At 61.8% G+C, this 26,840-nt stretch carries 20 protein-coding genes and 2 pseudogenes; 13 read left to right on the top strand and 9 right to left on the bottom strand.

Features of this window, described 5'->3' with window-relative positions; genetic code table 11:
* Window positions 1–57: 57 nt before the first annotated feature.
* The 6 genes from ACTAQJ_RS14155 to eat all read right to left on the bottom strand — a co-directional run bounded on the left by ACTAQJ_RS14155 (window position 58) and on the right by eat (window position 6,654).
* Window positions 58–714 (bottom strand): PadR family transcriptional regulator, encoded by a 657-nt coding sequence (locus tag ACTAQJ_RS14155; RefSeq protein ID WP_431117871.1) that lies wholly within the window; start codon window positions 712–714, stop codon window positions 58–60.
* Between the two features lie 143 nt (window positions 715–857).
* The gene (locus ACTAQJ_RS14150; protein ID WP_280626356.1) at window positions 858–1,640 is read right to left on the bottom strand and encodes a 3-oxoacyl-ACP reductase; all 783 of its coding nucleotides are present in this window, start codon (window positions 1,638–1,640) and stop codon (window positions 858–860) included.
* A 32-nt stretch (window positions 1,641–1,672) separates the two neighbouring features.
* A complete protein-coding gene (locus ACTAQJ_RS14145) occupies window positions 1,673–3,043 on the bottom strand; it encodes an aldehyde dehydrogenase family protein (RefSeq protein WP_498696992.1) in 1,371 nt (456 codons plus the stop codon).
* Window positions 3,040–3,810: a gamma-glutamyl-gamma-aminobutyrate hydrolase family protein gene (locus ACTAQJ_RS14140; protein ID WP_498696989.1), complete on the bottom strand. Its 771-nt coding sequence runs from the start codon at window positions 3,808–3,810 to the stop codon at window positions 3,040–3,042. The genes ACTAQJ_RS14145 and ACTAQJ_RS14140 overlap by 4 nt, the downstream gene beginning before the upstream one ends.
* The gene (locus ACTAQJ_RS14135; RefSeq protein ID WP_498696987.1) at window positions 3,791–5,173 is read right to left on the bottom strand and encodes a glutamine synthetase family protein; all 1,383 of its coding nucleotides are present in this window, start codon (window positions 5,171–5,173) and stop codon (window positions 3,791–3,793) included. Before ACTAQJ_RS14135 ends, ACTAQJ_RS14140 begins: the two co-directional genes overlap by 20 nt.
* A 50-nt stretch (window positions 5,174–5,223) precedes the next feature.
* On the bottom strand, window positions 5,224–6,654 hold the full coding sequence (gene eat / locus ACTAQJ_RS14130; protein WP_498696985.1) for an ethanolamine permease: 1,431 nt from the start codon (window positions 6,652–6,654) through the stop codon (window positions 5,224–5,226).
* A gap of 285 nt (window positions 6,655–6,939) precedes the next feature.
* Between eat and ACTAQJ_RS14125 the strand changes: the two genes are divergently transcribed.
* Window positions 6,940–7,656 (top strand): FadR/GntR family transcriptional regulator, encoded by a 717-nt coding sequence (locus ACTAQJ_RS14125; protein ID WP_498696984.1) that lies wholly within the window; start codon window positions 6,940–6,942, stop codon window positions 7,654–7,656.
* A gap of 163 nt (window positions 7,657–7,819) precedes the next feature.
* Window positions 7,820–8,641, top strand: coding sequence for an NAD(+) synthase (nadE, locus tag ACTAQJ_RS14120; protein WP_431117879.1), 822 nt, complete (start codon window positions 7,820–7,822; stop codon window positions 8,639–8,641).
* Window positions 8,642–8,977: 336 nt separating this feature from the next.
* On the opposite strand, the pseudogene ACTAQJ_RS14115 reads toward nadE, so the two are convergent.
* The 3 genes and pseudogenes from ACTAQJ_RS14115 to ACTAQJ_RS14105 form a co-directional block, all read right to left on the bottom strand.
* Window positions 8,978–10,239: pseudogene (locus ACTAQJ_RS14115) on the bottom strand (IS110 family RNA-guided transposase).
* 261 nt (window positions 10,240–10,500) lie between these two features.
* Window positions 10,501–11,761, bottom strand: a pseudogene (locus tag ACTAQJ_RS14110) (IS110 family RNA-guided transposase).
* Between the two features lie 237 nt (window positions 11,762–11,998).
* The gene (locus tag ACTAQJ_RS14105) at window positions 11,999–13,018 is read right to left on the bottom strand and encodes a LacI family DNA-binding transcriptional regulator (RefSeq protein ID WP_498696982.1); all 1,020 of its coding nucleotides are present in this window, start codon (window positions 13,016–13,018) and stop codon (window positions 11,999–12,001) included.
* A gap of 215 nt (window positions 13,019–13,233) precedes the next feature.
* Here ACTAQJ_RS14105 and ACTAQJ_RS14100 point away from each other — a divergent pair, with 215 nt between their 5' ends.
* The 11 genes from ACTAQJ_RS14100 (at window position 13,234) to ACTAQJ_RS14050 (ending at window position 26,751) form a co-directional block, all read left to right on the top strand.
* Window positions 13,234–14,079 carry a sugar phosphate isomerase/epimerase family protein gene (locus ACTAQJ_RS14100; RefSeq protein WP_498696981.1) on the top strand — a complete coding sequence of 282 codons (846 nt, stop codon included), beginning with the start codon at window positions 13,234–13,236 and terminating at the stop codon, window positions 14,077–14,079.
* Window positions 14,080–14,131: 52 nt separating this feature from the next.
* Window positions 14,132–15,139, top strand: a complete 1,008-nt coding sequence (locus ACTAQJ_RS14095; RefSeq protein ID WP_498696979.1) for a Gfo/Idh/MocA family protein — start codon at window positions 14,132–14,134, stop codon at window positions 15,137–15,139.
* Between the two features lie 245 nt (window positions 15,140–15,384).
* Window positions 15,385–16,920 (top strand): ABC transporter substrate-binding protein, encoded by a 1,536-nt coding sequence (locus ACTAQJ_RS14090; RefSeq protein WP_431117884.1) that lies wholly within the window; start codon window positions 15,385–15,387, stop codon window positions 16,918–16,920.
* Window positions 16,921–16,926: 6 nt separating this feature from the next.
* Window positions 16,927–17,868: an ABC transporter permease gene (locus ACTAQJ_RS14085; protein WP_431117885.1), complete on the top strand. Its 942-nt coding sequence runs from the start codon at window positions 16,927–16,929 to the stop codon at window positions 17,866–17,868.
* Window positions 17,865–19,769 (top strand): dipeptide/oligopeptide/nickel ABC transporter permease/ATP-binding protein, encoded by a 1,905-nt coding sequence (locus ACTAQJ_RS14080; RefSeq protein ID WP_498696975.1) that lies wholly within the window; start codon window positions 17,865–17,867, stop codon window positions 19,767–19,769. The genes ACTAQJ_RS14085 and ACTAQJ_RS14080 overlap by 4 nt, the downstream gene beginning before the upstream one ends.
* On the top strand, window positions 19,766–20,653 hold the full coding sequence (locus tag ACTAQJ_RS14075; protein ID WP_498696972.1) for an ATP-binding cassette domain-containing protein: 888 nt from the start codon (window positions 19,766–19,768) through the stop codon (window positions 20,651–20,653). Before ACTAQJ_RS14080 ends, ACTAQJ_RS14075 begins: the two co-directional genes overlap by 4 nt.
* Window positions 20,654–20,715: 62 nt before the next feature.
* The gene (locus ACTAQJ_RS14070) at window positions 20,716–21,576 is read left to right on the top strand and encodes a sugar phosphate isomerase/epimerase family protein (protein WP_431117888.1); all 861 of its coding nucleotides are present in this window, start codon (window positions 20,716–20,718) and stop codon (window positions 21,574–21,576) included.
* 24 nt (window positions 21,577–21,600) lie between these two features.
* Window positions 21,601–22,767, top strand: a complete 1,167-nt coding sequence (locus tag ACTAQJ_RS14065) for a Gfo/Idh/MocA family protein (RefSeq protein WP_431117889.1) — start codon at window positions 21,601–21,603, stop codon at window positions 22,765–22,767.
* Window positions 22,768–22,843: 76 nt separating this feature from the next.
* The gene (locus tag ACTAQJ_RS14060; RefSeq protein ID WP_431117890.1) at window positions 22,844–23,890 is read left to right on the top strand and encodes a LacI family DNA-binding transcriptional regulator; all 1,047 of its coding nucleotides are present in this window, start codon (window positions 22,844–22,846) and stop codon (window positions 23,888–23,890) included.
* A gap of 93 nt (window positions 23,891–23,983) precedes the next feature.
* Complete coding sequence (gene uxaC, locus ACTAQJ_RS14055) at window positions 23,984–25,390, top strand: glucuronate isomerase (protein ID WP_498696967.1); 1,407 nt, start codon at window positions 23,984–23,986, stop codon at window positions 25,388–25,390.
* Window positions 25,387–26,751, top strand: a complete 1,365-nt coding sequence (locus tag ACTAQJ_RS14050) for a mannitol dehydrogenase family protein (RefSeq protein ID WP_431117893.1) — start codon at window positions 25,387–25,389, stop codon at window positions 26,749–26,751. Before uxaC ends, ACTAQJ_RS14050 begins: the two co-directional genes overlap by 4 nt.
* Window positions 26,752–26,840 lie beyond the last annotated feature (89 nt).

Below are 26,840 nucleotides of genomic sequence, written 5' to 3'. Positions count from 1 at the left end.
GTCCTTTGACAGTAATGGTTGACGTTACGTCAAGGTCAAGGGGGTGGATCGGAGGAATCAGTCGGCCAGGATCAGGTACAGCGCGCGGCGGGTTTCATCGAGCTTCTCGATTGCTGCCCTCCGTTGTTCGTCGGTTGCCGCGGCACGGAACTGGTGGACGACCCCCATGAGTTTCCCGATGCTTTGGTGGAACTCCTGCATGTTTCCATCGGCCTCGGTGTTCCAGGCATTGGCGAGCTCTTCCTCATGCTCGGCAACGTAGGCGCGGCCATCGTCCGTCAACGTGAATTCTGTCCGACGTCCCTCGCCCACAGCTGTGATGAGCTCTTCATCAACCAGCTGCTGGAGCGTGGGGTAAACAGATCCGGGGCTGGGCCGCCATGTTCCGGACGTCTTTTCTGCAATCGTCCTGATGAGCCCATAGCCGTTGGATGGCGACTCGGCCAGCAAAGACAGGATGGCTGCCCTGACGTCGCCGCGGTTTGCCCGCCGCCCGCCACCGGGACCAAAGCCCCTTGGGCCGAAACCGCCCGGGCCGAAGCCCCCGGGTCCGAAACCAGGTCCGAAACCGCCGGGCCCAAAGCCGGGTCCGCCGTGTCCATGCGGGCCGCGGCGGCCCTTGCCCCGATTGAAGCGGCCTCTTCCCTGGCCGTGTTCGGGGAGTCCGGAGCCATGCTCCGGGAAGGTGTTGTCGTGTTCGTGGATGCCTTTCATAACAGCATCGTCCTTTCGGTATAAGTGTTCGCCGAAGGAGTATCGGCGATAGTTAACGATATATCGGTAACTATCGCGACGTCAAGAGCCTTAAACGAGAAAGCTGCCCCCGCCCAAAGCGGGCAGGGGCAGCAGGAGAGATGCTACGAGAGGGGAGTGACGTAAGCGCCCGAGATGCCGCCATCCACCAGGAAAGTGGAGGCCGTGATGAAGGAAGCGTCGTCACTTGCAAGGAAAGCGACGGCTGCGGCCAGTTCTTCCGGTTCCGCGAAACGTCCCAGAGGAACATGCACCAACCGCCGTGCTGCCTTCTCAGGATCCTTCGCGAAGAGTTCCTTCAGCAGGGGAGTGTTCACCGGGCCCGGGCAGAGGGCGTTGATGCGAATGCCCTGCCGGGCAAACTCGACGCCGAGTTCCCGGCTCATGGACAGGACGCCACCTTTTGAGGCGCTGTAGGAAATCTGGGATGTTGCCGCTCCCATGACGGCCACGAACGATGCCGTGTTGATGATGGATCCCTTGCCCTGCTCCTGCATGTACGGAATGGCGTACTTGCAGCAGTAGTAAACGGAGGTCAGGTTCACTTCCTGCACCCTGCGCCAGGCGTCGATTCCGGTGTCCAGGATCGAAGCGTCGTCGGCGGGAGAGATGCCCGCGTTGTTGAAGGCGATGTCCACGCTGCCGTACGTCTCCTTGGTCTGGGCGTAGAGGTTGCGGACTTCTTCTTCACTGGTCACGTCTACTTTGACGAACAGGCCACCTACTTCGCTGGCTGCCGCAATCCCGGAGGTCGGTTCGATGTCGGCGATCACGACGTTGGCGCCCTCGGCTGCCATCCGACGCGCTGTGGCCAGACCGATGCCACTGGCACCGCCGGTGATGACTGCGCTGCGGCCGGCGAGACGGTTGGAAACTACTGCTTGCATTGGTGCTCTCCTTTGAAAAAGTGGAAAAAAGATCAGGCGGACTGTGTGGAAATGAAGACGTTCTTGACCTCGCTGAAGGCGTCAAGGGCGTCGGGGCCGAGCTCGCGGCCAAGGCCGGATTGCTTGAAGCCGCCGAACGGGGTGGAGTACCGGACAGACGAATGGGAGTTCACGGAGAGGTTGCCCGATTCGACTCCCCGGGCAACGCGGAGGGCGCGGTCCACTTTGGACGTCCAAATGGAGCCGGACAATCCGTACTCGGTGTTGTTGGCGATCCGAATAGCATCTGCTTCGTCGTCGAATGGCACCACGGCAACAACCGGGCCGAAGATTTCGTCGGTGAAGGACGGCGCCTGCAGATCCGGTGTGAGCACCGTGGGCGGGAACCAGAAGCCCGGTCCTTCCGGCGCCTTCCCCTGGAAGGCGACCGGGGCGCCGTCGGGCACGAAAGCCGAAACCGTGTCCAACTGCTGGGCCGAAATCAGAGGGCCCATGCTGGTGGCCGGATCTGCGGGGTCTCCCACGCGCATGCCCAGGACCTCTGGCTCCAACAGTTCCAGGAAGCGTTCGTAGACGCTGCGCTGCACGAGGATCCTGGAACGTGCGCAGCAGTCCTGGCCGGCGTTGTCGAAAGCACCACCGGGAGCGGCGGCGGCAGCCAACTCAAGATCGGCGTCGTCGAAAATGATGTTGGCGCTCTTGCCGCCCAGTTCCAGCGTCACGCGTTTCACCTGATCAGCGCAGCCTGCCATGATCTGCTTGCCAACGCCGGTTGAACCGGTGAAGACCACCTTCCTGACCGCCGGGTGCGTGACGAACCGCTGGCCGACCACGGAACCCTTGCCCGGGATCACTTGGAAGACCCCCTCAGGAAGGCCCGCTTCAAGAGCCAGTTCACCAAGGCGGATGGCGGTCAGCGGCGTCACCTCCGCCGGTTTGAGCACCACGGTATTGCCTGCGGCCAGTGCGGGCGCGAATCCCCACCCTGCGATGGGCATCGGGAAGTTCCAGGGAACAATGATGCCAACAACGCCCAGCGGCTCGTGGAAGGTCATGTTGACGCCGCCCGCAACGGGAATTTGGCGGCCGAAATGCCGTTCCGGAGCGGCGGAATAGTAATTGAGGACGTCGCGGACGTTGCCCGCTTCCCATCTCGCGTTGCCAATCGTGTGGCCTGCGTTGCGCACCTCCAGTTGCGCGAGGTTCTCCAGATCATTGTCGACGGCGGCAGCGAACCGTCGCAGCAGCAACGCCCGGTCCGCGGGGGCCACCGCCCGCCACGTCTCGTAGGCGGCGGCTGCCTTGGCAATGGCGGCATCCGTTTCCGCCACGCCAGCGAGCGGAACGGTCTGGATGACCTCCTCGGTGGCCGGATTGATCACATCAAACACTGTTGCTGTCATGCGGGGGACATCGCTTTCATGGTTGCGGTCTGGTCTGAGCGGTAGCCGGCGGCAGCCTCCACAAAGCCGCGGAACAGCCGGAGATCATTGGGGTTGTGTTCCGGATGAAACTGGACGCCAAGAACCCAGCCGCCCTCGGTAGTTTCGATGGCCTGAACCAGGCCATCGGCGGAGCGGGCTGTGACGCGCAGGGTTTCAGGCACGACCTCCATGGCCTGGTGGTGGTAGCACGGCGAAGTGGCGGAATCACCCAGGAGGTGGTGGATGAGGCTCCCTGGGGTGGTTTCGAATGCCGCCTCACCATAGACACCAGGAGCTGGTTGAGTGTTGCTGCCAGGAAGGACGTCCGGGATGTGCTGGATCAGCGTTCCGCCCAAAACCACGTTGAGGAGTTGGGCTCCCCGGCAAATCGCGAAAAGCGGGAGCCCGCGCTCAAGCGCGGCACGGATCAGCGCTGAGTCATGCTTGTCCCGGTGCGGTTGGGACTTGGTGGTGGGATGCGGTGCCTGGCCGTACAGGGAAGGATCGACGTCGGGACCTCCCACCACAATCAGGCCGTCCACCAGGTCCAGCACGAATTCGTCGGTGCCCAGCGGAGGCAGCAGGATCGGTGTTGCTCCGGCTGCGACCACTGCCTCCACGTACGATCCCGGGAGAATCGCCGCCGTCGTATTCCACACTCCCCAGGAGGCGTCCTGAAGGTAACTGGTGAGCGCGATTCTGGGCTTGTACGGTTGCCCGTAGGTTTCAGAGACGTTCGAAGCCACGGACCCGCTCCCAATCTGTGATGGCGCTGTCATAAGCCGTGAGCTCCACGTTGGCGGCATGGACGTAGTGGTCCACCACGTCGTCGCCGAAAGCCTTGCGTGCGATGCTGCTCTCGGCCAGGAGGTCCCGCGCGTCCCGCAAGGTAGTGGGCAGCCGTTCCGCGTCAGACTCGTAGGCGTTGCCCTTGGTGATTGCCGGCAACTGGAGATCGTTCTCGATGCCATGGATGACAGCGGCGATCATGGCGGCCACTGCGAGGTACGGGTTCACGTCGCCGCCGCCCACACGGTTCTCCGTGCGGAGGCCCCGGCCGTGGCCCACTACGCGGAGTGCGCAGCTGCGGTTGTCCAAACCCCAGGCGATCGCTGTGGGCGCGAAGCTGCCCTCTACGAAACGTTTGTAGGAATTGATGTTCGGTGCCAGGAAATAGGCCAGTTCGCGCAGCGCCGCGAGTTGACCGGCAACGAACCGTTCCATCAGGGGGCTGAAGCCGTGTTCGCCGTCGCCCGCCAGCACGGGGTTCCCGTCCAGATCGGTGAGGCTGAAGTGGATGTGGCAGGAGTTGCCTTCACGCTCGTTGAACTTTGACATAAACGTGATGCTCTTGCCGTGCTGGTCGGCGATTTCCTTGGCGCCGTTCTTGTAAAACGTGTGCTTATCGCAGGCGGCGAGGGCTTCATCGAAGCGGAACGTGATTTCCTGCTGGCCGAGGTTGCATTCGCCCTTGGACGACTCGACTACCAAGCCCGCGGCTTCCATGTTGTTGCGGATGGAGCGGATCACTGGTTCCAACCGGGCAGTGGCAAGGAGCGAGTAGTCCACGTTGTACTGCGTCGACGGCGCGAGGCCGGTGTAGTTCTTCTGCCAGGCCTGGTTGTAGGAGTCATCGAACATCAGGAACTCCAGTTCGGTCCCTGCGTGGGCCCGGTAGCCCAGCTTTTCGAGTCGCTCGATCTGGGCCTTCAGGATCTGCCGCGGTGATGCGGCTACCGGCGTCCGGTCCGTCCAGAGGACATCGCACTGCACAATGGCTGTGCCTTCGAGCCAAGGAACACGGCGAAGCGTCGAAACGTCCGGCAACATAACCATGTCCCCGTAGCCGGTTTCCCAGGACGACATCGCGTAACCGTCAACGGTTTGCATTTCAACATCCACCGCGAGCAGGTAGTTACATCCCTCCGCGCCGTGGTCCAGAACGTCTTCGAGGAAGGAGCGTGCACCGCAACGCTTGCCCTGGAGGCGTCCCAGGGCGTCGGTGATGGCGACAATGACAGTATCGATTTCGCCGCTTGCAACGGATTCGCGCAGTTCGTCGACGGTGAGCTGCCGGTTCCGGCTGGACTCTTGGATGTGGGAATTCATGATGTCTCCGCAGTGTGGTTCTGTGAGTGGATGTCAGGTTCTGCTGGCTGTTACTTCAGCTCGGCCTCGGCCATGGCGAGTTGGGCGAACTCTTCTTCGGGTGCGCCCGCCACGATCCGGTGCCGGCTGTAAAGCCAGTAGTAAACGAGGGCAGCGGCAAAAATCGCTGCCGTAATGGAAGCGGCAAAGACGTCGACGACGAACGTCGCCACGACTGCCACGGCGGACAGGACCAGGGCAATCGACGTCGTGACGATCCCGCCCGGCGTCCTGTAACCGCGTTCCAGGTTGGGTTCCTTCTTGCGAAGGACGATGTGCGAGAGGTTCAGCAGGACGTAGGAAACCGTTGCGCCGAAGACTGCGATGTTGATGAGCAGTGCACCATCCCGCGTCAGGGCAGCCAGCAGGAAGCCGACCGTGCCCGGGACGATCAACGCCCAGTACGGGGTGCGCCGGGCGCCGGTCAAGGAGAGCCAGCGGGGCAGGTACCCGGCCCGGGACAGGGCGAACAGCTGCCGTGAGTAGGCGTAAATGATGGAGAAGAAGCTGGCCACCAATCCGGCCAGGCCGGCGTAATTGATGAAGTCGGCCAGGAAAGTGTTGCCGCCGTATGCAATGCGTAGTGCTTCAGGAAGGGGGTTGTCGGATTCGCTCATGGCTTGTGAGCCGGCTGCTCCCGGGACCAGGACCAGCATGAGGGCTCCAAAGATGACCAGGATAATGACGGCCACAATGATTCCCTTTGGCATGTCCCGCTTGGGATTGGACGTTTCCTCGGCCGCAAGGGGAACGCCCTCCACCGCCAGGAAGAACCAGATCCCGTAGACCAGCGCCGCCAGGATGCCGCTGATACCCATGGGCAGGAAGGCGCTGGAGCCGGCAGAGCCATCGGGAACAATATCGAACAGCCGGGCGGAATCGAACTTCGGAAGAAGGCCGACGACGGCGGCGGCCAGTGCGATGGTGGCCACCGCGGTGATGGCGAACATGATCTTCAGGGCTTCGCCGACACCGCGGATGTGGATGCCGATGAAGATGACGTACGTGACCAGGTAGACCGGCCACGAGTTGGTGAGACCGAAGAGGCCAAGCGCCTCCACATAGCCGCCGATGAAGGTGGCAATAGCGGCAGGGGCCACCGCGTATTCGATGAGGACCGCCATACCTGTCGCGAATCCACCGAGGGGTCCCAGGGCCCGGCGGGCGAACGCATAGCCAGCCCCCGCCGTCGGGAGCGTTGAAGAAAGTTCAGCGAGTCCGAAAACCATGCACGTGTACATGACTGCCATGAGTAGGAAAGCGATCAGCAGGCCGCCCCAGCCTCCTTGTGCCAGGCCTAGGTTCCAGCCAGCGAAATCGCCGGAGATCACGTAGGCCACGCCGAGACCCGCGAGGAGAACCCATCCGGCGGCACCCCGTTTGAGGCGCCGGTGCTTCAAATACTCATCCTCGCCGCCGGGCGGCTGGTGCACTGTTTCCATGCGTGTTCCTATCGTCTGAGGAATGCTTCTGGGAAAAGTCGAGCGGGGGATCATCCAGATCCTAAAGGACTGTTTTCAGTCCAAAGTGTGCTTCAAAGTCTGGAGCGTGATTCGCCACGAGTCAAGACTTTTCTGAAAAACCTGATGACTTGGATCACAATTGAGGGCGTGTCCAATGGTTTTTTTGATGACCTTTATTGGTCGGCGTGGGTAGCATGGAGGCAGCAGCGCCCTGTGAATGGCCTCACTGATTGGCGCAGCCCGCATTCCGTGGAAGGAGATGCCGTGCCGGACTCACCGTTTGGCCCGTCGTTCTCGATGCTGCGCCCAGTCAGGGGCGGCAACGCGTTCGAAGAGACCATCGAACACATCCTGCAGACCATCAAGCTGGGGATCTTTGCTCCGGCCGAAAAACTGCCGCCCGAGCGTGAACTGGCCGAACAACTGGGAGTCTCCCGAGCCACCCTTCGGGATGCGCTGGGGGAGTTGCAGAGTGCCGGCTATTTGGAAGTCCAGCGCGGCCGGTACGGCGGAACGTACGTGTCCACGACGGCAGTCCAGCGCAAGCCGGACCAAGGGCCGCTCGACCCCGCCGAGGTGGAGGACGTCCTGCTCTTCAGGTCCATCATCGAGCCTGCCGCTGCTTCATTGGCCGCCAAAGCGGACCTCTCCGCGGCTGCCCGGAGGCACCTGCAGGTTTGCCTCTCCGAAGTGAGCGCTTCCCCTGCCGTGGGCTACCGACCCCGCGATGCCCGGTTCCACATCGCAGTCGCCGAGCTGTCCGGCTCCGCAAGCTTGGTGGGCGCCGTGGCCGAAACACGCTCCAGGCTCAACGAACTCCTGGACCGGATTCCCTTGCTCAGCACCAACCTCGAGCACGCCAACGAACAACACACCGAGATCGCCGAAGCGATCCTGCGCGGCGATGCCCCCGCCGCTGAACGGGCCACCATCGAACACCTGGAAGGAACGGCTTCACTGCTGCGCGGCTTCCTCGCCTGACGTTCCCTCACATCCGACGCGTTTCTGGCGATCCTTCTCTCACGTCCAACGGGTTTTTGAGCATCGTTCTCTCACGTCCAGCGGGGCCCGGCCGAATCAGGGAGGGCGAATCACGGCGCAATATGGTTGAGCCTTTGTCATGCGGCTGACTAGTGTTGGACACATGCGCGAACTCCAGGCCAAGATCATCGAGGAAATGGGCGTCCAGCCCCGGATCAACCCCCAAGAGGAGGTCCGCAAACGGGTTACGTTCCTGAAGGAATACGTGAAAGCCACGGGCACGAACGGCTTTGTGTTGGGCATTTCCGGGGGGCTTGATTCCACTCTTGCCGGCCGATTGGCGCAGCTGGCTGTCGAGGAACTGGAAGCTGAAGGCGTCAATGCGAACTTCGTCGCGGTCCGGCTCCCCTATGGTATCCAGCACGACGAAGACGACGCCCAGGCGGCCTTGGACTTCATCAAGGCCAAGACCGAACGGACCTTCAACATCTCCCGCGCAGTGGACGGGTTCGAGGAAGAGTTCGAGAAAACCACCGGCGCTGAAATCTCCGACTTCCACAAAGGCAACACCAAGGCCCGCGCACGCATGGTTGCCCAGTATGCAATCGCCGGCGAACACAATTATTTGGTGGTCGGTACAGACCACGGCGCCGAGTCCGTCACCGGCTTCTTCACTAAATATGGCGACGGCGGTGCGGACATCCTGCCGCTGTTCGGTCTGAACAAACGCCAGAACCGCGAGCTCCTTGCCGAGCTGGGCGCTTCCGCGCGACTTTGGCAGAAGGTTCCCACGGCTGACCTGCTGGACGACAAGCCGGGCCGTACCGATGAAGACGAGCTCGGAGTCACGTACGACCAAATCGATGACTACCTTGAGGGCCGCGAAGTTCCCGACGGCGTCGCTGAAATCATTGAGCAGAAGTACCTCCGTACACGCCACAAGCGCACTGTGCCGGTAACCATCTTCGATACCTGGTGGAAGTAGCCCTCTCTCACATCCAACGGGTTTTTGGCGATCGTTCTCTCACATCCAACGGGCTTCTAGGGATCGTTCTTTCACATCCCACCGGGCTTGGATGCGCATCGCGGTGACCGTTGGCCTACTTCGCTTCGACGTACTCGAAGACGTCCTCTATTTTTGCTTCGTGGCAAGAGCACTTTGACTTCACCCAGGAACTCGACCTCAGCGTTCGCCGCTCGTTTTCGGCAAGGGCCTTCTCATCCCAAGGCCGACCCCTCCTGGTGAGTGTCGACGTCGGACTTTAGCGACGGCGGCCATCCCGACGTCGAGCTGGACGTGAGAGTGCCCCTATGTTTTTCGTCAAGTGGTGGCGGGTGTTGGGGGTTGGTAGAGGGCGCCGTCGCGGAGCATTGCGTAGAGGGTGTCACAGCGGCGTCGTGCCAGGGCAATGATTGCCTGGTTGTGGCGTTTTCCTTCGGCGCGTTTGCGTTCGTAGTAGGCCCGGGACGGCGGGTCGTGGAGCGCAGCGAACGCGGAGAGGAAAAGAGTTCGTTTGAGGACTTTGTTGCCTTTTCTGGAGGAGTGGTCGCCGCGGATGGAGGACCCGGATCGCCAGGTGACTGGGGCCAGCCCGGCGTAAGAGGCCAGGTGCCCGGCGGTGGGGAAGTCTTTCCCGGCGACTTCGGTGAGGATTCGTGCGGCGGTCCTGATGCCCACGGCCGGCAGAGACATCAGGACCGGGTGAAGAGGGTGGGCCTCCACGAGTGCTTCGACCTGGGTGAGGACCATGGCGCGGTTTTCGTGAAGCCCGGAGAGCATGGCCGCGAGCTGGGGCAGCACGATGGTCGCGGCATTCGTGCCGACAACAGTGACTGTTTGCCGGCCCAGGGCCTCGATGATTTCATCGGCAAGGCGTTCGCCCATCCGCGGCGCGAGTTTGGTCAGCCGGTTCCCGATCCGGCGCCGGCCTGCGTGACGGAGCTCTTCGGGGGTAGGCCAGGTCCGCAGCAGGTCCAGCACCGCAGGATGATCCATGTAGGGTCCCAACACCCTTTCCAGAGCAGGGTGGATCTGGGTGAGCAGCCCGCGGATCCGGTTCGAGGTCGCCGTGGCCTGCTTGGCCAGGTCATCATCGAAACCACAAAGCATGCTCAGCTCAGCGAGCTGCTCATCGGCCAACTGAACCGAGCGCAATGTATGCGGCATGGTCCTGGCGGCCTCGGCGATGATGAACGCATCCCGGGCATCGGTTTTCGCCTCTCCGGGGTGCAGGTCCGCGATCCGGCGCATCGCCAGCCCCGGCAGATACCCGACAAGAACACCGGCGGCCTGGGCCACCGCTACCGGCAACGCGCCGATGGTTGCTGGCTGGTCAACGACCAACAACACTCGTCCGGCGTCCTCGAGTTCGGCGATGATTTCCCGGATTTTGGCTTCATCGTTGGGCAGCGCCCGGTCCAGCAATTTCTTTCCGGCCCGGTCCACGGCAACGGCATGATGGACGCCCTTGCCAACATCCAGACCAATAAACACTTCGACACCATCGTGGTTCGCGATCATCCGGTCCCTCCAGTCGTAGTCAGCTCCCATGCTGGCCCGGCAGCGGTGTCAGGACCCGGCACCCACGTTACGCACGACGTTCCCGAACTGTCCTGCCCCTATCAGCGGTCTCCCGGCACCTACCAACCCCGGTGACAACACTCTCAAGATCATCGGATCGACAGAGGAACGCAATCATGCCGGGGCAGCAGGCCAGCACACCCACATCCTGCACCAGGAAACGGGCTACGAAAAAGGTAACGAGGAAACGTCCAAAACCGGCAGGATGTGAGAGAACGATCGCCCAAAACCGGCAGGACGTGAGAGTGCCCCTATGTTTTTCGTCAAGTGGTGGCGGGTGTTGGGGGTTGGTAGAGGGCGCCGTCGCGGAGCATTGCGTAGAGGGTGTCACAGCGGCGTCGTGCCAGGGCAATGATTGCCTGGTTGTGGCGTTTTCCTTCGGCGCGTTTGCGTTCGTAGTAGGCCCGGGACGGCGGGTCGTGGAGCGCAGCGAACGCGGAGAGGAAAAGAGTTCGTTTGAGGACTTTGTTGCCTTTTCTGGAGGAGTGGTCGCCGCGGATGGAGGACCCGGATCGCCAGGTGACTGGGGCCAGCCCGGCGTAAGAGGCCAGGTGCCCGGCGGTGGGGAAGTCTTTCCCGGCGACTTCGGTGAGGATTCGTGCGGCGGTCCTGATGCCCACGGCCGGCAGAGACATCAGGACCGGGTGAAGAGGGTGGGCCTCCACGAGAGCTTCGACCTGGGTGAGGACCATGGCGCGGTTTTCGTGAAGCCCGGAGAGCATGGCCGCGAGCTGGGGCAGCACGATGGTCGCGGCATTCGTGCCGACAACAGTGACTGTTTGCCGGCCCAGGGCCTCGATGATTTCATCGGCAAGGCGTTCGCCCATCCGCGGCGCGAGTTTGGTCAGCCGGTTCCCGATCCGGCGCCGGCCTGCGTGACGGAGCGCTTCGGGGGTAGGCCAGGTCCGCAGCAGGTCCAGCACCGCAGGATGATCCATGTAGGGTCCCAACACCCTTTCCAGAGCAGGGTGGATCTGGGTGAGCAGCCCGCGGATCCGGTTCGAGGTCGCCGTGGCCTGCTTGGCCAGGTCATCATCGAAACCACAAAGCATGCTCAGCTCAGCGAGCTGCTCATCGGCCAACTGAACCGAGCGCAATGTATGCGGCATGGTCCTGGCGGCCTCGGCGATGATGAACGCATCCCGGGCATCGGTTTTCGCCTCTCCGGGGTGCAGGTCCGCGATCCGGCGCATCGCCAGCCCCGGCAGATACCCGACAAGAACACCGGCGGCCTGGGCCACCGCTACCGGCAACGCGCCGATGGTTGCTGGCTGGTCAACGACCAACAACACTCGTCCGGCGTCCTCGAGTTCGGCGATGATTTCCCGGATTTTGGCTTCATCGTTGGGCAGCGCCCGGTCCAGCAATTTCTTTCCGGCCCGGTCCACGGCAACGGCATGATGGACGCCCTTGCCAACATCCAGACCAATAAACACTTCGACACCATCGTGGTTCGCGATCATCCGGTCCCTCCAGTCGTAGTCAGCTCCATGCTGGCCCGGCAGCGGTGTCAGGACCCGGCACCCACGTTACGCACGACGTTCCCGAACTGTCCTGCCCCTATCAGCGGTCTCCCGGCACCTACCAACCCCGGTGACAACACTCTCAAGATCATCGGATCGACAGAGGAAAGCAATCATGCCGGGGCAGCAGGCCAGCACACCCACATCCTGCACCAGGAAACGGGCTACGAAAAAGGTAACGAGGAAACGCCCAAAACCGGCAGGATGTGAGAGAACGATCGCCAAGGACCCTCGGATCCTAGGAGCTGGGGACCGGACCCGTGGAGCCGCGGACCGTGAGATGGGTAGGCATGACGGAACGGCTGCGGTTCCCGCCTCCCGCCAGCGGGTTCAGCTGGGCCAGCAGCATGGACACGGCCACACGGCCTGCTTGCTCAATGGGTGAGCTCATGGTGGTGAGCGGGGGATTGCAAAAATCGGCCCCAAAGATATCGTCACAGCCCACTATGCTCATGTCTTCGGGCACGCGCAGGCCGCGTTCGCGAAGCCGCTGCAACATGCCGATCGCTATGAGGTCGTTGAACACAATGCAGGCAGTCACTCCACTGTGGACTGCCGCATCGGCGGCGGCGGCGCCGGACTGCGTCTTCGGCGCAAAAGGGCCGAGGCTGCGGACGTCCACGCCGCGTTCCTCGGCGGCTGCGGACAATGCGACCCACCGCCGGGCGCTCGACTGCGAGACTGCCGGCCCGGCTACGTAAGCCACGGATGTGTGCCCCAGCGAAATAAGGTGATCCAACGCCTGCGGCATTGCGGAGGGAGTATCGATGATGACGGCAGGAACGCCGCCGACGTCCCGGTTCACGGTGACCATGGGCATCTTGGCGGCAGCAGCGGCGAGTGACTCGTCATTCAAGCGGGAGGCTGCGACGATCACGCCGTCAGCACTCTTGCGTAGCTGCTCCAGGGTGCTGGCCTCAACTTCATCGGATTCCTCGGTGTCCACCAGTAGCTGTGTGTACCCTGCAGCCTTGAGTTGCAACTGTGTTCCGCGGATGAGGTCGAAGTAGAACGGGTTGGTGATATCCGGCACCAGCACGCCCACCGCTCCGGTCCGGCCGGAGCTCAGCGCCTTTGCCTGGGAGTTCGGCGTGTAGTTAAGTTCGACGGCGGCAGCTTGGATCCGCTGCCGGGTGCGGATATTGACGCGGTCCGGATTGGTAAGCGCTCGGGAGACAGTGGACGCCGCGACTCCGCAAAGGGCGGCAATGTCATGGATGGTGGCGGGCCGGTCTGATGCCACGGGTTGCGTCGTCATGGGTGTTCCTCTCTGAACAACGGGTCATCCGGCTGTGATTGCTGCCACACCGTTTACCAAGAATGCCACAGCATGGCAGTTTGTGGCAATCGGTTGTCATGTGGATGCCAAGCTGGCTAAACTCATGATGACAACACCGCCTGTGAACTGCGTCACCGCGTCCCTGCAGCGCCGCCACAGGAACCAGTCGCCACAGGAACTATCTAGGAGATTTCGTGCCTCAACCCAATGCCGTGTGGAGCCTGTCCGGTTTCGGCGATGAGATAGACCCCGATCCCGCAATCCAGGCAGCTGTACTTCTGGCCCTCGGCGCCAGCCACATCGAGGTCCGCAGTGCCTGGGACGTCAACGTGTCCGAGCTCGAAAAGGAAGCAGTGGAGCGACTCAGGGGGATTCTTGACGAAAAGGGCCTTAAAGTCTCCGCCGTTGCCAGCCCCATAGGCAAGGTGGACGTCAGCCTTCCGGTGGAGCATGAGGTCAATCGGCTCGGCCAGATCATCTCCGTGGCCAAGGGTCTGGACGCCAAGTACGTCCGGATCTTCTCCTTCTACCGCGCCGACGGCCAGAGCCAGGAAGAAATCCGGGATGCCGTGATGGAACGCATGAGGGCATTGGCTGCAGAGGCCGAAGCCAATGGAATCGTTCTGCTCCACGAAAACGAAAAAGGCATCTACGGCGATACGCCCGAGCGGGTCCTGGACATCATGGAGACCGTGGCGTCGCCAGCACTCCGCGTGGCGTGGGATAACGCCAACTTCGTACAGGTAGGCGTGAAGCCTTACACCGAGGGCTATGCGATGCTGCGTCCGTACCTTGAGTACTTGCAGGTGAAGGATGCCCTGGCCGATACGGGCGAAGTGGTTCCTTCCGGGCAGGGTGACGGCGAACTGGATGCCACCATTGCCGCACTCAAGGCCGACGGTTTCACAGGCTTCGCATCCCTGGAGCCGCACCTCGGCAATGCACACGAGCTGGGCGGGTACTCCGGACCCGCAGCCTTCGGCATCGCCGCGCGGGCTTTCGCGGGCCTGGCCGCCAGGAACGGCGTCGAACTGGCCTGACAAGCCGGCTCGGCCTCAAACTCACCAGCACCATCCTTCAAAGGAGCAGGAAATGCCTACAGCGGCAGTCATCGGTTGCGGTGACATCTCAACGATCCACTTTTCGGCGATCTCAACATTGGACAACGTCCAACTGGTGGCCGTGTGCGATACCGATCCAGGGCGGTTGCAAGCGGCGGCAGCCGCCCATAGCGTACCGGGGTACACGGACTACCTGGACATGCTGGAGAAGGCGCGTCCCGACGTCGTGCATATTTGTACCCCACACCACCTCCATGCGTCCCTTGCCGCCGACTGCCTGGAGCGCGGCGTCAATGTAATCGTCGAGAAACCTCTCGCGCACACGCTTGATGAGGGAAAGCGGCTCATTGGTGCGGCTGAACGGAGCCCGGCGAAGATCGCCGTCTGCTTCCAGAACCGCTACAACGTGACGTCGCAGGCAATGCGGAAAATGCTCGACGGCGGTGGGCTGGGTCGGGTAATCGGCGCATCGGCCACTGTCATGTGGCATCGGAACGGCGACTACTACCGCGACCGGCCTTGGCGCGGCACCTGGCTGGAGGGCGGGGGTGGCTTGATGATGAACCAGGCAATCCATACTGTCGATTTGCTTCAGTGGCTGGTGGGCGATGTTGCCAAGGTGGAAGGCCGGGCGTCAACCCGCTCCCTGGCTGGCGTGATTGAGGTGGAAGACACCGCGGAGTTTGTTGCCGAGCATGTGAACGGTGCCCGCAGCGTCTTCTATGCAACTTTGGCTAATGCGGTCAATGCGCCGGTCGCGCTGGATATTGTGACCGAAAAGGCGACGCTCAGCCTGCGCGGCGACCTCACGGTGACTTACGACGACGGCACAGTGGATGTCATCCCGGAGCGGGTGGCGGAAACGGGAGGCAGGTCCTATTGGGGCGTCTCGCATGAGCTGCTGATCAAGGACTTTTACGCCGGACTCGAGGACGAAGGACCTTTCTGGATAAGTCCTGCAGAGGCAGGCAAGTCGCTCCGGATCGTCAAGGACATCTATGCGCAGAGCTACCCGGACCAGTTGGAGCGGGTGAGCTGAACCGTACCAGCGACTGCCGGCGATTCCGGCCGGGAGCCATTGGGGGTTTCCGGCCGTTTTCGTCTCCAATTCAGGGAATCCAGCCTGGCCTCCCGGCAACTTGGCAACATTTTCAGAAACTTTTGACAATCGGTTGCCAAGCTCGGATTACTTCCGTAATGTAAGTCCCACACCGATAAAAATGTGGTCCACACCACAACCTTCGTTCTGATTCGCATCAGGCCAAGACTCAGTAGGAGCCGACAATGAAGTTAGGTCCAAAGGCGGCAGCAGCCGCCCTCGTACTCAGCGCCTCCCTGGCGCTCACCGCATGTGGCGGCGGAGGAGCCGGAGCTGGTTCAAACGCTGGTGGCGGAAAATCCGTCACAGCCTTGACGCTGGGCACGCTCCGTGACATCACTTCCTGGGATCCTGCCCAGGCTCACGTCGGCCACGCGCTGCAGCCTTATCAAGCAGCCTATGACTCCCTGATCCTGCGCGAACCGGACGGCAAGCTCAGCCCCATGCTGGCCACCGCGTGGAAGTACAACGACTCCAACACCAAGCTCACCGTGGACCTCCGGAAGGACGTCACGTTCAGCGACGGTGCCAAGTTCGATGCCACAGCAGCCAAGGCCAACCTGGACCACTTCAAGAAGGCCAACGGCCCACAGATGGCCCAGCTCGGATCCGTATCGGACATCGCCGTGGTGGACGAGGACACCATCGACATCAACCTCAGCGCTCCAGAGCCGGCCTTGGAGTACTTCCTGAGCCAGGCCGCCGGCCTGATGGGCAGCCCCGCAGCGCTCGGCACTGACGCGATCAAGACCGTACCGGTTGGTTCAGGACCGTACGTGATGGACAAAGCGGCCTCGGTGAAGGACTCCCAGACGGTCTTCACGGCCCGCGAGGGATACTGGAACAAGGACCTCCAGAAGTACAAGAAGCTGACTCTGAAGATCCTCACGGATCCTACAGCCCGCACCAACGCCCTGGTTTCCGGCCAGATTGATGCGACTCTCCTGGATCCCAAGAACGGCAAGCAGGCCGAGGGTGCCAAGATGAAGCTCGAAACCAACCAGGTTGACTGGTCCGGTTTGCTCCTTCTGGACCGGGATGGCACGAAGAACCCCGCACTTGCCAACGTCAAGGTCCGCCAGGCCATCAACTATGCATTCGACCGCAAGACCATTCTGGAACAGGTAATGCTGGGCCAAGGCACGCCCACTTCGCAGCCGTTCGGCAAGGAAAGTGGCGCCTGGACGGAGGAGCTGGAGAACTACTACAGTTACGATCCCGCCAAGGCCAAGCAACTGTTGAAGGACTCCGGTTTCGAGGGCAAGGTAACCCTTGACGTCCCCACCCTGCCTGGAGCTGAAACCCTTATCTCAGTCATGCAGCAACAACTCGCGGACGTTGGAATCACCCTGAAGCCGGGTGCCGCCATCACCAACACGTTCACCGCGGACGTCGCGGCACAGAAGTACCAGGCGCTCTTCTTCAACCTCTTCCAAGGTGAACCCACCGTTGCGATCGACCAGATCGTCTCCACCAAGGCGCTGTACAACCCCTTCAAGAACACCACACCTGAGCTTGAGGCGAAGATCCAGGCTGTGCGCACCGGTGGCGAAGAGGCCGGCAAGCTGGCCCAGGAAGTCAACAAGTATGTTGTGGAACAGGCATGGTTCGCCCCGCTCTTCCGCGTGAACCAGATGTACTACCACAACGACAAAGTGAACGTCACCCCGCAAGTACAGCAGGCCGTTCCGTCCATCTATAACTACTCGCCCGCCAAGTAGGAACCCATGATCAAGTTCATTGCGAAAAGGCTGGGCAGCGGTCTGGTGGTGTTGTTCGTAGTCTCGGCGCTCACCTTCATCCTGCTGTACACCTCCAGCGGAAGCATCGCCCAAAATATCCTGGGCGACCAAGCCACACCTGAACAGGTGGCCATGAAGGAACAGGAGCTCGGACTCGACCAGCCACTTGCAACGCGCTATTTCGCCTGGTTGGGCGATGCCTTGAGCGGAAACCTTGGAGCCTCGTGGTTCACGTCGGAGCCGGTGGCCAACTCCTTGGCCACCCGGATTCCGGTGACCATGACCATGGTTTTCTCCGCAATGATCCTGATCGCCATCTGCGCAGCTCTGATCGGTGTTGCTGCAGCCGTCAAGCGCGGCTGGGTGGACAGGGCAGTCCAGGTTGGCGCCATCATCGGCGACTCCATCCCCGGATACGTGATCGGCGTGTTCCTTGTGACGATCCTTGCCATCCAGCTGGGCCTCTTCCCGGCCACCAGCACTATCTCGCCCGAGGTGGGACCCGAGGCCTGGGTATATTCCATGACCCTTCCCGTCATCGCACTGCTCATCAACGGAGTCACCGGCGGGGCACAACAAATCCGCAGCGCCGTGATCAAGCAGCTCGAGCGTGACTACGTCCGGACGTTGCGCAGCCGGGGCATTGGAGAGCGTGAAATCCTCTTCAAGCATGTGCTCCGCAGCGCCGCCCCGGCAGGCCTCACAGTACTGAGCTTGCAACTGATCGGCATGCTGGGAGGCGTGGTGATCATCGAGCAAATCTTCGCCCTCCCGGGAATGGGTCCCCTCGCAGTTACTGCAACAGGCCAGTCCGATCTTCCCGTAGTCATGGGAGTGGTGATGTACACCGTGGTGGTGGTCATCGTGGTGAACCTCCTGGTGGACATTCTTAATGGTTGGCTCAACCCGAAAGTACGTGTGTCATGAGCGATTCCGTAGATTCAGCGGCAATTTCCGCAAGTCCCGATTCCATGGGTGTGGCAGCGAAGGTCCCCGATGGACAAAGCGGTACCGTGGTCCGCTCCGGCGTGATGCGCCGCCTCATCAGGAACCCCCTGGGTATCGCTTCGCTGGTCATCCTGGGCAGCATCGCCTTGTTGGCTATTTTCGCCCCGGTCCTGGCTCCCTTTGAGGAGAACTTCGCCAACATCTCCAAGACGTTGGCCGCTCCGGACTCGGTGAACATCCTGGGTACTGACAGCGCCGGACGCGATACCTGGAGCCGCCTGCTCTTCGGCTCCCAGCTCACCCTGTTGTCCGCCCTGCTGTGCGCAGGTGTAGCCATCGCGATCGGACTCCCCGCGGGCCTGATCGCCGGCTACTACGCAGGCAAGTTCGAAGCGGTCTCCAACTGGGTAGTGAGCATCCTGATGAGCCTGCCCGGCCTGATCGTTCTGCTCACCATCCGCGCGGCCTTCGGCCCGTCCGTGTGGATTTCGATGATCGCGTTCGGCGTCCTCATCAGCCCGTCCTATTTCCGCTTGACACGCACCGCGGTCCAGTCGGTCCGCAACGAGCTCTACGTCGATGCCGCCCGTGTATCCGGCCTTTCGGACCTGAGCATCATCGCCCGCCACATCTTCTCCGTGGTCCGCGCACCCATCATCATCCAGACCGCAGCAATCGCGGGCGTGGCCATCGCCATCCAGTCCGGCCTTGAATTCCTGGGACTTGGTGATCCCACCAAGGCAACCTGGGGCGTCATGCTCTCGGAAGGCTTCAAGAACGTCTATCTGACGCCAACCCTGCTTCTCTGGCCGGCACTTGCCATGGCACTCACCATCGGTGGACTCGTCCTCCTTGGGAACGCCATTCGCGATGCCCTGGAAGACGGCGAAAAGATCAAGCACCGCAAGAAGAAGGCGGCCAAAGCTGAACGCAATGCTGCAGAACGCACGACGGCGGAACCCGCCAAGGCGCGCCAGTCACGTAAGTCCGTGGCCGCCGTCGAGACCGGAACCGAGCACCACCTGGTCAAGGTGACCAACCTCGGCGTCGGGTATCCGCAGGCTGATGGTTCCATCAAAAAAGTGGTGGACGACGTCTCGTTCCACGTGGACCGCGGCGAGATCCTGGGCATTGTTGGCGAATCGGGTTCTGGTAAGTCCCAGACCGCGTTCTCCATCCTGGGCCTGCTGCCGGACAACGCCAGGATTGTGGGCGGCTCCATCCAGTTCGACGGCAACTACACCGTTGCCCCGGGCGAAGACCGCGTCAGCCAGGAGCGGTTGTCCAAGCTCCGCGGCAAGAGGATCTCTTACATTCCGCAGGAACCCATGAGCAACCTTGATCCGGCCTTCACCATTGGGTACCAGCTGGTTACCCCCATGGTCCGTGTCTTGGGAATCTCGAAGTCAGAAGCCCGCCAGCGTGCGCTCAAGCTGCTCACCGACGTCGGCATTGCCAACCCGGAATTAACCTTCAACGCTTACCCGCACGAGGTTTCCGGTGGCATGGCCCAGCGCGTGCTCATCGCCGGTGCCATCAGCTGCGAACCGGACTTGGTTATCGCTGACGAACCCACCACGGCGCTGGACGTCACCGTCCAAGCGGATGTGCTGGACCTGCTCCGAGAACTGCAGCAGCGCCTGAACATCGGCGTGATCCTGGTGACCCACAACTTCGGCGTCGTCGCCGATCTCTGCGACCGTGTTGTTGTCATGCAGAACGGCCGGCTTGTTGAAGAAGGGACCGTCCGGGATATCCTCCGAAACCCGAAAGAGCCGTACACCCAGACCCTTCTTGGGTCCATGCTCGAAGGAAAGACCCCCATGACCATGCTTGTATCCAAGCCTGGGTCGGCAGCACAGAAGGAGCCGGTGGCATGAGCATCCCCTTTGACTCATCGCAGGGGGCCCCGCTCCTGTCCGTGGAGAACCTCGTGGTCGAGTACCCCAGCAAGAGGTTCCGGGCCAAGCCTTTCCGGGCGCTGACGGATATCAACATCACCATCGGCCAAGGCGAAACCCTTGGCCTGGTGGGGGAGTCCGGCTCGGGCAAGACCACCTTGGGCAGGGCCGTTCTGGGCCTCGCCCCCGTCACTTCCGGAAAAGTGATTTTCGAAGGCAACGACATCAGTAACGCCTCGCGCAAGGAACGCCGGACGCTGAGCCGGGACCTCCAGGTGGTGTTCCAGGACCCCTACACATCGCTGAACCCGGCGCTGGAAATCGGCGACATCCTGGCTGAACCGCTCGGCGTGCAAGGCATGGAACCCGCTGCGGCCAAGAAGCGTGTCAAGGAACTGCTGGACCAGGTGGGCTTGCCGTCGGATGCGATCCACCGACTACCGCGTGAGTTCAGCGGCGGCCAGCGCCAGCGTGTTGCGATTGCCCGGGCTTTGGCGCTGTCACCCAAACTCATTGTCTGCGACGAACCGGTCAGTGCATTGGACCTCTCCACCCAGGCCCGCGTTCTGGACCTCTTCCTGCAGATCCAGAAGGACACCGGGGTTTCGTACCTGTTCGTGTCCCACGACCTGGACGTCGTGCGGCACATCAGCCACCGCGTAGCCGTGATGTACCACGGCGAAATTGTGGAGCAAGGCCCCGCCGAGGTGGTCACCCGCGATCCCGAACACCCCTACACCCAGCGACTGTTGCTCGCCTCGCCTGTGCCCGATCCTGACCGCCAGGAACAACGCCGGGCAGACCGCCACCGCTTGCTCGCGAACCAACATAGCCAAATCGAACAGCAAGGTGCCGTGGCCTGAACAGCCCGGCATCCCATGACACATCCAGGGTCCGGAAGGGCCCGGAAACCCCGGAGGAAAAAGTGGCCACAATAGGCGTCCAAGCCATGATGCTGAAGGACAGTTTTGCTGATGTGGGAGCATTCGAAACGCTCCGCAAGGTCAGTGCGATCGGCTACAACGCCGTCGAAATTTCCCAGATCCCCATGACTGCGGAGAATGTGGGCGAACTGGACCGCTCCCGCACGGAGCTGGGGATGGACATCGCGGCGCTGTCAGTCAATATTGAAGGCCGCAAGGGCATGCCCGTGGAATCACTGGCGGACAACTTCGACAAGATCGTGGACGATGCCAAGCGCCTGGATACCTCCTTGCTGCGCATCGGCATGCTTCCGTTCGGGGCGATGAAGTCGTTGGACTCGGTGGTTGAATTCGCCAAGCAAGCCAACGGTTATGCCGAACGGCTGCAGGAACAAGGCATCAGCCTTTACTACCACAACCACCACATTGAGTTCGCGAAGTTCGATGGCAAATACATGCTGGACATCATCGCCGAAAACTCACCTGCCATGGGTATGGAGATTGACGTCCACTGGGTACAGCGCGGCGGCTTGGACCCCGTCCGCACCCTCCAAAAGTACGCCGGCAAGACTGCCATGGTGCACCTCAAGGACTACAGGATCGGCCAGATGCCGGAATCGTCCTTCGGGCTCCTGGAGAAGGGCGACTTCCCCGGGTTCATGGCGGAGTTCCGGAATGTCGTGCAGTTCGCCGAAGTGGGCGAAGGCAACCTGGACTTCCCCTCCATCATTCCTGCTGCCGTGGCCGCCGGTGCCCGGTACCTCCTGGTGGAGCAGGACGAACTCTACGGGCGGACCGTCTGGGATGCACTCCAGACCTCGTACGACAACCTGGTGGCCATGGGCCACGCCGACCTTTTCTAGATTTCAACACAGGAGATTGCATTCATGAGCAAGAAAGTACGCCTCGGCATCATCGGCCTGGGCCAGCAAGGCGGCGCCTACGCCAAGTTCATTACGGACGGCTTGGTGCCGAACATGGAGATCGGTGCCATTTGCGACGTGGATCCTGCCAAGAAGGAACTTGCCGCATCCGAGTACCCGGATGTCCCGTTCTACGACGACTACATCGAGCTGCTGGAAAGCGGCTCCGTTGATGCTGTGATCACCTGCGTGCCGCACTTCCTGCACCCCGAGATGGGAATCGAATCACTCAAGCGCGACATTCATGCGCTGGTGGAGAAGCCGGCCGGGGTCTACACCAAGCAGGTCAAGGAGCTGAACGAGTTCGCCGCTTCCAAGCCTGAGCTCTCCTTCGGCATCATGTTCAACCAGCGCAACAACCCGCTCTACAAGAAGCTCAAGGAAATCGTCGATAACGGCGAGATCGGCAAGATCCGCCGCTCCAACTGGATCATCACCAACTGGTGGCGGCCGCAGGGTTACTACAACTCCAGCGAGTGGAGGGCTACGTGGGGCGGCGAGGGTGGCGGCGTTCTGGTCAACCAGGCACCACACCAGCTGGACCTGTGGCAGTGGATCTGCGGCGTCCCCCAGTCCGTTTACTCCAAGGTGGCGTACGGCTTCCGCCGGGACATCGCCGTCGAGGATGAGGTCACCGCAGTAGTGGACTATGGCGACGGCGCCACGGGCGTTTTCGTGACAGCCACCCACGACATTGTGGGAACCGACAGATTCGAAATCCTGGGTGACCAGGGCAAGATCGTGGTGGAGGACAGCAAGGTAGCCACAGTCACGCGGCTGGTCAAGCCGGAGCGGGAAATCAGCGATTCGATGGATATGGAGGGTGTCCGCAAACTCTTTATGGGCCAGCTGAACCGCGACGAGTTGTACAGCAGCGAGGTTATCGAGTTCGAGTCTGCGTGGGGCGGCCAGCACGCCGGCGTCCTGGAGAACTTTGCGGCCAACATTCTGGACGGCACTCCTCTGCTTGCTCCGGGCTCGGACGGAATCAACGGTGTCCGCCTGGCCAATGCCATCCACCTCTCCAGCTGGACCGGCAAGGAAGTCTCGCTGGACTTTGACGAGGATGAATTCCTGCAGGAGCTCAACAAGCGCATTGCCGAAGAAGGCAAGTTCCCCGAGCGTTCTTAACCAGGGCGGGCCGGTTGCCAAGATCAATGAATGGCAACCGGCCTGATTTTGTTGCCAAAAGGTCTACGATGGAGCGGTGACTGACGTGACGAACTCCGGAGCAGCGACTACCCCCACCAAACGCGGCCGGGGGGAGAAAACCTCACCCACCATCTACGACATCGCCAAGCTTGCAGGCGTCAACCCCTCCACAGTGTCCCGTGCCCTGAGTAAGCCCGGGAGGGTCAGTGCCAAGACGCAGAAGATCATCGAGGATGCGGCCGAGCAACTGAATTACCAGGTGAACCCATTCGCCCGCGCGCTTCCAACGGGAAGGACGCAGACGATTGGGCTGATCGTTGCAGATATCACCAACCCGACGTTCTTTGACATCATCCGCGGCGCTGAAACCACTGGCTCGGCCCGTGACTACACCTTGGTCCTGGCCGAATCCGCGGAATCGCCAGAGACGGAAGTCACGGCAGGACGTCGCCTGCTGAACACTGTGGACGGCCTTATCCTTGCCAGCCCCCGTATGGATGACGACCACATCCGAGCGCTGGCCAATGACAAGCCGGTAGTCGTTATCAATCGCGAGGTCCAAGGCGTTCCCTGTGTCGTGCCGGATGTCAACAAGGGCATCAGCCAGGCGGTCCGAAGCCTCGCCGCCAATGGCCATGAGAATCTCGCCTATGTCGCTGGTCCAAAGCAATCCTGGATGACGGCCCGCCGCTGGGAGGGCGTCAAAGCCGCATGCGATTGGTCAAAGCTGGGTGCGGTCCGTCTGGAATCGTCCAAACCTACGGTCGACGGCGGCCGGCAGGTAGCGCGCGATGTCCTGGAAAGCGGGGCGACCGCAGTCATCACGTACAACGACCTCCTTGCCATCGGCTTGATGCAGGAGCTCCAGGCCGGTGGGATGCGGGTTCCGGACCAGATCAGCATCGTGGGTTTTGACGACATCTTCGGTGCGGACTTCACTACTCCGGCGTTGACCACAGTGCGCTCGCCCCTTGGGGAGTGCGGAACCCGCGCAGTCACCATTCTGTTGGACATGCTCCAAGGCCACGATGCCCCCAGCGAAGCTGTGAGCGTGGAGACCGAGCTCGTGGTGCGCGGGTCAAGCGGAAGGCTGCTGAGCTAGTCCTCAGTGTTCAGGCAAATCGACTGTTGCACTGAGTTGGCAATTTTTGGCAACCGGTTGACAAAATGACAAGTTGAACCGCAAGATTGACCTATGTCACAGTCCATCGCAGCACACCCTGACAGGCTCCTGCCCGCAGATCCCGGGACGCGCAGCATCGCGCGCTCCTTGCTGGAGCGCGTCCAGGACCTGCCCATCATTTCTCCGCACGGCCACGTTGACGCCGCTGTCATTGAACAGAACACGCCGTTCCCTGACCCTGCCGCGCTCCTGGTCAGCCCGGACCACTACGTCACCCGCCTGATCCACGCCAATGGTGTTCCGATGGATCAGTTGCTGACAGGTACGGCGTCCGCGCCTGATTCGCGGGAGATTTGGAGGCAGTTCGTCCAGGCCTGGCCGCTATTCGAGGGCACTGCCTCCGGGTACTGGCTGCGCACCCAATTCCACGAAGTGTTCAAGCTCGGCGCAGACCTCGGTGAGATGCCGGCTGACGCCAGTTATGACGCGATCGCCGCGAAGCTGGTGGAGCCGGACTTCCGTCCTCGTCAGCTTTTCAAGGACTTCAACATTGAGGTCCTGGCCACCACGGATGATCCTCTGGACGACCTTGCCAGCCACAAGGCCCTCACTAATGACCCCAGCTTCAACGGCCGCGTGCTTCCCACGTTCCGACCGGATGCTTATCTGAATGTGGCGCATCCCAGCTGGAACGCCAACGTTGATCGTTTGATCGAAACTGCCGCGGACGGCGCAACGGGCTACGCCGGATACATCGCGGCCCTGGAAAACCGCCGTCGCTACTTTGTGGAGCACGGCGCAGTATCGGCGGACCACGGCGTGCGCACACCGGCCACGCTCAAACTGGATGCCGCTGAAGCTGAAGCACTCTTTGAACTTGCCCGTGCCGGCAAGGCTACCGCGCAGGATCGCGATGCCTTCGAGGCCCACATGATGTACCAGATGGCACGGATGTCGGTGGACGACGGCTTGGTCATGACCATCCACCCTGGCTCGTACCGTAACCACCATGGACCTACGTTCGAGTCCTTTGGGGCGGACACCGGTCATGACATTCCGTTCGCTGTTAATTACACCGAGGCCATCCGTCCCTTGCTGCAGGATTTTGGCACGGCCAAGGATTTCCACCTGGTGCTTTTCACCCTCGACGAGACCGTTTTCTCCCGTGAACTGGCACCGTTGGCCGGGTTCTACCCGTCCGTCTTCATCGGTGCGCCGTGGTGGTTCCTCGATGCCCCGGATGCCATGTTGCGCTTCCGCTCGGCAGTTACAGAAACCGCCGGTTTCTCGCGGTCCTCCGGCTTTATCGATGACACGCGCGCGTTCTGCTCCATTCCCGCACGGCATGATGCCTCCCGCAGGATTGAAGCGTCCTTCCTCGCGCGCCTTGTAGCCGAACACCGCGTGACTGAAGCCCGCGCCCACGAGCTGATTCTCGACGTCGTCGATTCCTCGCCACGCAGGGTGTTCAAACTATGAGCGTTCATGGGCTCCCTCGATTGAACCGTGAGGTCAAAGCGGTTGAAAAGGCTCCCGTGCGCATTGTGCACCTGGGACTCGGGGCCTTTCACCGTTCGCACCAGGCCTGGTACACGCAGCACGCCGGCGACGCAGGGGATTGGGGTATCGCCTCCTTCACGGGGCGTCGTCCGGATGCCGCCAACGTCCTTGCGGCGCAGGACGGCCTTTTTACCGTGGTGGAACGATCCGATGCAGGGGATTCCTTCGAGGTTGTAGGCAGCATCGTAGAAGCCATCGATGGCGCCAATATTGAGCGATTGATCGAACTCGTCTCAGCACGGCAAACCGCGGTGATAACACTTACCATCACGGAAGCAGCATATGCACTCGGTGCGGATGACCTGCCGCGGCTGGTCGCGGGGGAGCAACCCACGACGCCGTTGGGCCGCTTGGTCCGTGCCCTCGCGGCCCGTAGGGATGCCGACGCCGGACCCCTCGCGGTGGTTTCCTGCGACAACCTCTCAGACAATGGAAATGTGGCCCGTGCGGGCGTAGCGGAAATCGCCCTGCGCTTCGACGCCGGACTTGCCGACTGGATCGACCACAACGTCAGCTTTGTCAGCACGTCGGTGGACCGCATCACGCCCCGCACTACAGCTGACGATGTTGCTCTGGTCAGTGAACAGTGCGGGTATCGGGACGAAGCGCCCGTGATCACTGAGCCGTTCCACAACTGGGTGCTGAGCGGACAATTCCCCTCCGGGCGTCCACGTTGGGAAGACGCCGGAGCCGTTTTTGTGGATGACATCGAACCTTACGAAAACCGCAAACTGTGGCTCCTCAACGGCGCGCATTCCATCCTGGCTTATGCCGGGCAGTTGCGCGGCCACACCACAGTGGCGCAGGCCTTGGGTGACGCCGCATGTCGTGAAGCTGTTGAGGAATTCTGGGACGAAGCCGCCAAGCACCTTTCCGGTGAGGAACTCGGCATCCCTGAATATCGGGCCGCCTTGCTTGAACGCTTTGGGAACTCCCGGATAGCACATCATCTGGCCCAGATCGCCACGGACGGCAGCACCAAGCTCCGAATGCGTGCGCTGCCCGTGCTTCGTGCGGAGCGGGCCGCGGGGCGAAGCGGGGTTGCTGCGGCGAGGATGATCGCCGTGTGGTCCGCCTATGTCGCGGTCAATTCTGAGCTGCAGGATCCCCAGGCTTCAGCCATTGCAGCTGCCAACGGGCTCTCTGGGGGTGCGCGGGTCGCGGCGTTGCTGGGGCTTTTGGACCCAGACCTTGCCGCCGAGCCAGGCGTGGTGGAGCTGATCCAGGAGCTGACCTCCGCTTGGGCCACTGCCCGTGCCGGGACAGGAACTGCAGCGTAGTTTTCCTTTCTGGCGATCGCAATTGCCACGACGGCAACCGGTTGCCAAAAGTGGCAAACAATTCTAGACTCATATTCAGTACTTGTGGT

It is taken from the genome of Arthrobacter sp. alpha11c, assembly GCF_054149985.1.
The sequence above is the reverse complement of the archived record's forward strand: the minus strand, read 5'-3'. Positions and strand labels throughout refer to the sequence as shown.